This window comes from Aeromonas sp. S13(2024), assembly GCF_041402405.1.
Classification (GTDB): Bacteria; Pseudomonadota; Gammaproteobacteria; order Enterobacterales; family Aeromonadaceae; genus Aeromonas; species Aeromonas veronii.
Genome location: NZ_JBGLRA010000020.1, coordinates 52,685 through 59,490, shown reverse-complemented (window position 1 = coordinate 59,490; position 6,806 = coordinate 52,685). Strand labels below are relative to the sequence as shown.

Sequence of the window (6,806 nt, the reverse complement as noted above, 5' to 3'; positions counted from 1 at the left end):
GCCAGTTTAAAAGTCAGCGAGTAATCGCGCTGTGTCCGTTTCACACCTTGTCCCATCGGGTTCTCCATTTATTGGGGGGAAAGGTGTAAACCATATTCAGGACGGGACACGCATAACAAAAACGCCCCGACAGTCGGGGCGTTTTGCATGATGGCGATTTGGATCAGGGGCGCTGATCCAGCTCGCGCTCCAGCTCCATGGCTTTCTGACGGGCCGGATGGGTATTGAGGCGCTGCCAGTAGGCTTGCAGGTGCGGGAAGTGGGCCAGCTGACCATTTTGCGCCAGCAGATCCACCAGGAAGGAGTTCATGATGTCGGCGCCGGAGAGGCGATCCCCCACCAGATAGTGGCGATTCGCCAGTACCTCATTGAGGTAGCCCAGCACCTTGGCAGACTCCGCCTTGGCGTAGTCCGGCAGGAAGCGCATCGGGCTGCCATCCTTGCGCACGAACATGTCGAGCAGCAGCGGCAGAATGCCCGAGCTCTCGGCAAAGTGGAGCCACTGCAGATATTCGGGATAGTCGGGGCTATCTGGTGCCGGTGCCAGCCGATCGGCGGCGTAGCGGGCGATCAGGTACTCGGTGATGGCGCCCGATTCCGCCAGCACCCGGCCGTCGAACTCGATGACTGGCGACTTGCCGAGAGGGTGGATGGCCTTGAGCTCGGGCGGCGCCAGAAAGGTGGCGGCATCGCGCTGATACGCCTTGATCTCATAGGGCTGGCCCAGCTCTTCGAGCAGCCAGATGATGCGTTGGGAGCGGGATTTGTTCAGGTGATGCAGGACTATCATAACGACCTCGATTCGGTGGCAGGATGGGGTATACGAGCGGGCGAGGGGGACGGTTCACCGGCAGTAAAAAAGAGCGGGCTGATGCCCGCTCCCTTGCTGACTGACTCAGGCATCCAGCGCCTGATCCAGATCCGCCAGAATGTCCTCGATCGCCTCGATCCCGACCGACAGCCGGATCATCTCGGGTTTCACCCCAGCCTTGGCCTGCTCTTCTTCGCTCAACTGGCGATGGGTGGTGGAGGCGGGGTGGCAGGCCAGCGACTTGGCGTCACCGATATTGACCAGCCGCTTGAAGATCTTCAGTGCATCGTAGAAACGCACGCCCGCCTCGTAGCCATCCTTCAGACCGAACGAGAGGATGGCCGAGGGGCGACCGGCCATGTACTTCTCTGCCAGCAGATAGTGGGGATGACCCGGCAGACCGGCGTAGCTGACCCAGGCTACCTTGGGGTGGTGCTTGAGGTGGTTGGCGACCCGCAGGGCGTTGTCGACGTGGCGCTCCATGCGCAGGCTCAGGGTCTCCAGCCCCTGCAGCAGCAGGAAGGCGTTCATCGGCGCCAGCGCCGCGCCGGTATTGCGCAGCGGCACGGTACGCACCCGCCCGATAAAGGCGGCCGGGCCAAAGGCCTCGGTATAGACCACCCCGTGGTAGGAGGGCTCCGGTTTGGTCAGCTGGGGGAAGCGCTCGGGGTGATCCGCCCAGGGGAACCTGCCCGAGTCGACGATGACGCCACCCAGCGAGTTGCCGTGGCCGCCGACATATTTGGTCAGGCTGTGAACGACAATGTCGGCGCCATGTTCGATGGGCTTGCACAGCACCGGGGTGGCGACCGTGTTGTCGACGATGAGCGGCACACCACGGGCGTGGGCGGCCTTGGCCAGCGCGGCCAGATCGACGATGTTGCCCGCCGGGTTGCCGATACTCTCGCAGTAGACTGCCTTGGTCTTGTCGTCGATAAGGGCGGCGATGGCCTCGGCGCTGTCATCCTTGGCGAAGCGCACCTCGACCCCGAAACTCGGCAGCATGTGGGCGAACAAGGTGTAGGTGCCGCCATAGAGCTGGGGCGTGGAGACGATGTTGTCACCGGCGGCGGTCAGCGCCTGAATGGCGTAGGTGATGGCGGCGGAACCTGCCGAGACCACCAGCGCGGCGATCCCCCCTTCCAGCGCAGCCATCCGCTGCTCCAGCACATCGTTGGTGGGGTTCATGATGCGGGTGTAGATGTTGCCCGGCACCGCCAAATTGAACAGATCCGCCCCGTGCTGGGCGCTCTCGAACTCGTAGGCCACCGTCTGGTAGATGGGCACGGCGACCGCCTTGGTGGTGGGGTCGCTGGAAAAGCCATGGTGCAGGGCCAGGGTCGCATCTTTCATCACACACTCCTTGTTGGATGTTGCTTGTCGCAGTTATAGATGGATAGACGTCCAATCTATCAGGCCCGTGGCCGATGTAAACAGCAAGATCCGGCAAAGCAATGTCGCCCGCAGGGGATGCGCGTCCCGAGTGGCTGGCACGGCTCGCACTCAGAGACGGCGGCGATACTCCTTGTCATCGATCTGGTTCATATCCCACTGCATCAGGCGGTTGAGCTGCTGCATGGGATCCTCGATGAGCGACAGCGGGCGCGGCAGGATCCGCTTGAAGTAACGGCGCAAGGTCTGCTGGATCCGGTTCGGTTTGATGGGGTTGGCGTGGCTCATGATGGTGCTCCTGTGCAGTGGTTCTCACGTTCATCAGCAGTATTGAGCTAAAATGCGGAAGTAAAAACTGATGAATTACAGCAACGGGATTTCCTCTTTTATGCCGACCGGTCGCCTCTACCAGCAATTTCAACGACTCGCCCAGCTGCTTGGCAGCGACGAGCGGGAGATCAGCCTCGCCGAGGTGGCGGATCTGCTCTGCTGCACCCCGCGCAACGCCCGCCTGCTGCTGCGGCGGATGCAGGATCAGGGCTGGCTCAGCTGGTCGGCGGAAGCGGGGCGGGGGCGGCGCTCCCGACTCACCCTGCTCGACAGTCAGGAGAGCCTGACCCGGCGCCGCTTGCGGGATCTGCTCAGCCAGGGCCAGCTGGCGCAGGCGGTGCGGCTGGCCGAAGATCGCCTCGATCTGCTCACTCCGCTGTTGATCGAACAGCTCGGTCAGGCCACCCGCGAGGGGCGCCAGATCCTGCGGGTGCCATACTACCGGCCGTTGCCGCAGTTGCTGCCCACCGGCCCGATGCGCCGCTCCGAAATTCACCTGAGCCGCCAGATCTTCAACGGCCTCACCCGGCGAAATGAGGAAAATGGGGAAATCGAAGGGGATCTGGCCCACCACTGGGAGTGTCTGGGCCCCTGTCACTGGCGCTTCTATCTGCGCCCGGCGGTGCGCTTTCACCACGGTCGCGAGCTGGTGGTGGAGGATGTGATGGAGAGTCTGCTGGCTTTGCGGGATCGCCCGCTGTTCGCCCATCTGGACCGGCTGGAGAGCCCCTGGCCGCGCACCCTGGATCTCTATCTCGACAGCCCGGATCCCTGGCTGCCCCACCTGCTGGCCGAACCGGTTGCGACCATTTTGCCGCGGGAGCTCAAGGGGGAGGCAGGCTTTGCTCTGCAACCTGTGGGCACCGGCCCTTACCGGGTCGCCGCCAACGATCCCCTGCATCTTTGCCTTGCGGCGTTTGACGACTACTTCGGCCTGCGCGCCCTGCTCGACGAGATCGATATCTGGATGCTGCCGGAGCTGGCAGAGCGGCTGGAGACCCATCTGCAGCTTGGGCGCGACAGCCCTGAGCTCGGTACCATGCGCGGCGAATCGGAGCTGGAGTCGGGCTGCTACTTCCTGCTGCAGGACGATCGTTCCGGATCCTTGCAGGATCCCGCCCTGCGCCAGTGGCTCGGCCAACTGCTCAATCCGGTGGCTCTGATGGGGCGGGTCGCCCCCGAGTTGCAACGGGGCTGGACCAGCGCCCTCGGCCTGCTGCCCCACTGGCGCGAAGCACTGCCCGCCCCCTTGCCCACACCGGCGCAGTTGCCGACGACCTTGGTGCTTGCCTGCTTCAACCAGCATCTGGAGTTCAACGAGTGCGCCAACGCCATGAGCAGCCTGCTGGCCGAACAGGGGATCCGGCTGGAGGTGCGCACCCTCGATTACGGTCGCTGGGTGAGTGGCGAGGATGAAGACGTGGATCTCTGGCTCGGCACCCTCAACCTCGAACATGCCGGCCCCTTTGCCCCCTACGCCTGGTTGCAGGGCACCCCGTTGCTGCGCAAGGTGTGGAGCAGTCAGCATGAGTTGTGGCAAGGGTTGATGCAGTGGCGCGCCAGCGGTGAGGAGCCCGGCCCCCGCGCCCTGCTGGCAACTGTGCAGCAGCAGAGCTGGTTTGTGCCGTTGTTTCACCACTGGCTGGAGCTGGAGAGCCGGATCGGCGTGCACGGGGTGCGGATGACAGCGCTCGGCTGGTTCGATTTTCGCAGCGCCTGGCTGCGGCCCGAGCCGCCCCATCAGCCCACAGAGGCGCCATAGTTCGTCCAATTTCTGTCGCGGCTGACGGGCGCTCCGTGGCCGCTTGCGTGAAAGATCCGTAAATCGGCCGCTGCTGCACAGTTTGTGTCACGCCTCTGTGCCATGCTGTTTCAGGTTATGGACAGCAGAGCAAATGAGGAAAATGATGAGCAATAATTCAGACAGTTCCGCAGGAAAATGCCCGGTCATACACGGGGGAACCACCTCCGTCGAGACGTCCAGAATGGAGTGGTGGCCGAAGAGCCTCAACCTCGACATTCTTCACCAACACGATACCAAGACCAATCCGCTGGGGGCCGGTTTCAACTATCGGGAAGCCTTGAAGGGGCTCGATATGGCGGCCCTCAAGCAGGATGTGACCGCCCTGATGACCGACAGTCAGGAGTGGTGGCCCGCCGACTGGGGCCACTACGGCGGCCTGATGATCCGCATGGCCTGGCACTCGGCCGGGACTTACCGCATCGCCGATGGCCGCGGCGGCGGTGGCAGCGGCAACCAGCGTTTCGCCCCTCTCAACTCCTGGCCGGATAACGCCAACCTCGACAAGGCCCGTCGCCTGCTATGGCCCATCAAGAAGAAGTACGGCAACAAGATCAGCTGGGCCGATCTGATCATTCTTGCGGGCACCGTGGCCTATGAGTCCATGGGGCTCAAGACCTTCGGCTTCGCCTTTGGCCGCGAGGATATCTGGCATCCGGAGAAGGATATCTACTGGGGATCGGAGAAGGAATGGCTGGCGCCCAGCGGCAAGCCGGGCGGTCGTTACTCCGGCGAGCGGGATCTGGAAAACCCGCTGGCGGCGGTGATGATGGGGCTTATCTACGTCAACCCGGAAGGGGTGGATGGCCAGCCCGATCCACTGAAAACCGCGCAAGACATGCGAGTCACCTTCGCCCGCATGGCGATGGATGATGAAGAGACGGTGGCACTGACCGCCGGTGGCCACACCGTCGGCAAGGCTCACGGCAACGGTGACGCCAAACAGCTTGGCCCCGAGCCGGAAGGGGCCAGCCTCGAGGAGCAGGGGCTCGGCTGGATCAATCACCACAGCCGCGGCATCGGCCGCAACACTGTGACCAGCGGCATCGAAGGGGCCTGGACCACCCACCCGACCCAATGGGACAACGGCTACTTCGATCTGCTGTTCAAGTACGACTGGTGGTTGCAAAAATCACCGGCGGGGGCCCATCAGTGGGAACCGATCAATATCGCCGAAGAGGATATGCCGGTGGATGTGGAGGACCCGTCGATCCGCTGCAAACCCATGATGACGGATGCCGACATGGCGCTCAAATTCGACCCCGAGTATCGCAAGATTGCCGAGCGCTTCCGCGATGATCCGGCGGCCTTCTCCGACGCCTTTGCTCGCGCCTGGTTCAAGCTGACCCACAGGGATATGGGGCCGAAGAGCCGCTATGTCGGCCCCTATGTGCCGACAGAAGATCTGATCTGGCAGGATCCGGTGCCAGCCGGACGCGCCGATTATGACGTGGCGGCGGTGAAGGCCAGGATTGCCGCCAGCGGCCTCTCCATCAGCGAGAGGGTCACTACCGCCTGGGATAGTGCCCGTACCTTCCGAGGCTCCGACAAGCGGGGCGGAGCCAACGGTGCCCGCATCCGGCTGGCGCCGCAGAAGGATTGGCCGGGCAACGAACCGGCGAAGTTGGCGAAGGTGCTGGCGGTCTATGACAAGCTGGCGGCCGAGTGTGGCGTCAGCGTCGCGGATCTCATCGTGCTGGGGGGCAACCTCGCCATCGAGCAGGCTGCCCAAGCCGCCGGGGTGACGGTGAGCGTGCCGTTTGCGCCGGGCCGGGGGGACGCCACTCAGGCTCAGACCGATGTGGCCTCGTTCGAGGTGCTGGAACCGCTGGCCGACGGCTTCCGCAACTGGCTGAAGCAGGACTATGTGGTAACGGCGGAGGAGCTGCTGCTGGATCGCGCCCAGCTGATGGGGCTCACCGCCTGCGAGATGACAGCGCTGGTCGGCGGGATGCGGGTGCTCGGCACCAACCACGGCGGTACCGGGCACGGGGTCTTTACCGATCGGGTCGGGGTGCTCAGCAACGACTTCTTCGTCAACCTGACCGACATGGACTACCAGTGGCTGCCGAAAGCGAGCAATCTCTACGATATCCGCGATCGCCGCAGCGGCGCGCTGAAGTGGACGGCCACCCGGGTGGATCTGGTGTTCGGCTCTAACTCGGTGTTGCGCGCCTATGCCGAGGTCTATGCCCAGGATGACAACAAGGAGAAGTTTGTCTGTGACTTCATCACCGCCTGGAACAAGGTGATGAATGCGGATCGCTTCGATCTGTTGGGCTAGTCCCCGAGCCGTTTGGTTATCTGCACCAGCCCCGCACAGCCAAGATGTGCGGGGCTTTTTACTGCCCGCTTTTCTGTGCAGCCCTACAATCCGCCGCGCTGCGACACCCGCTGGCCGGTCGCGCAGGGCCGCTGGCATCCCTGTGCTTGGGCCAGCAGTATCATGTAACATGCTGATCCGCTGGTGAT

At 63.5% G+C, this 6,806-nt stretch carries 5 protein-coding genes; 2 read left to right on the top strand and 3 right to left on the bottom strand.

Going from position 1 to position 6,806, the window contains the following annotated elements; genetic code table 11:
• Positions 1-163: 163 nt before the first annotated feature.
• From ACB042_RS19035 to ACB042_RS19025, 3 genes are all read right to left on the bottom strand, one after another.
• Positions 164-790 carry a glutathione S-transferase family protein gene (locus ACB042_RS19035; protein ID WP_042053439.1) on the bottom strand — a complete coding sequence of 209 codons (627 nt, stop codon included), beginning with the start codon at positions 788-790 and terminating at the stop codon, positions 164-166.
• Between the two features lie 105 nt (positions 791-895).
• Complete coding sequence (locus tag ACB042_RS19030) at positions 896-2,164, bottom strand: O-acetylhomoserine aminocarboxypropyltransferase/cysteine synthase family protein (protein WP_043821818.1); 1,269 nt, start codon at positions 2,162-2,164, stop codon at positions 896-898.
• A gap of 150 nt (positions 2,165-2,314) precedes the next feature.
• Positions 2,315-2,491, bottom strand: a complete 177-nt coding sequence (locus ACB042_RS19025) for a hypothetical protein (RefSeq protein ID WP_201953023.1) — start codon at positions 2,489-2,491, stop codon at positions 2,315-2,317.
• Positions 2,492-2,591: 100 nt separating this feature from the next.
• Here ACB042_RS19025 and sgrR point away from each other — a divergent pair, with 100 nt between their 5' ends.
• Positions 2,592-4,295, top strand: a complete 1,704-nt coding sequence (gene sgrR, locus ACB042_RS19020) for an HTH-type transcriptional regulator SgrR (protein ID WP_371178927.1) — start codon at positions 2,592-2,594, stop codon at positions 4,293-4,295.
• Positions 4,296-4,440: 145 nt separating this feature from the next.
• The gene (katG, locus tag ACB042_RS19015) at positions 4,441-6,618 is read left to right on the top strand and encodes a catalase/peroxidase HPI (RefSeq protein WP_371178924.1); all 2,178 of its coding nucleotides are present in this window, start codon (positions 4,441-4,443) and stop codon (positions 6,616-6,618) included.
• The last annotated feature ends 188 nt before the right edge of the window (positions 6,619-6,806 follow it).

Coding starts and splice junctions, on each gene's coding strand:
- ACB042_RS19035 (WP_042053439.1), bottom strand. CDS start 790: ATGATAGTCCTGCATCACCTGAACAAATCCCGCTCCCAACGCATCATC.
- ACB042_RS19030 (WP_043821818.1), bottom strand. CDS start 2,164: ATGAAAGATGCGACCCTGGCCCTGCACCATGGCTTTTCCAGCGACCCC.
- ACB042_RS19025 (WP_201953023.1), bottom strand. CDS start 2,491: ATGAGCCACGCCAACCCCATCAAACCGAACCGGATCCAGCAGACCTTG.
- sgrR (WP_371178927.1), top strand. CDS start 2,592: ATGCCGACCGGTCGCCTCTACCAGCAATTTCAACGACTCGCCCAGCTG.
- katG (WP_371178924.1), top strand. CDS start 4,441: ATGAGCAATAATTCAGACAGTTCCGCAGGAAAATGCCCGGTCATACAC.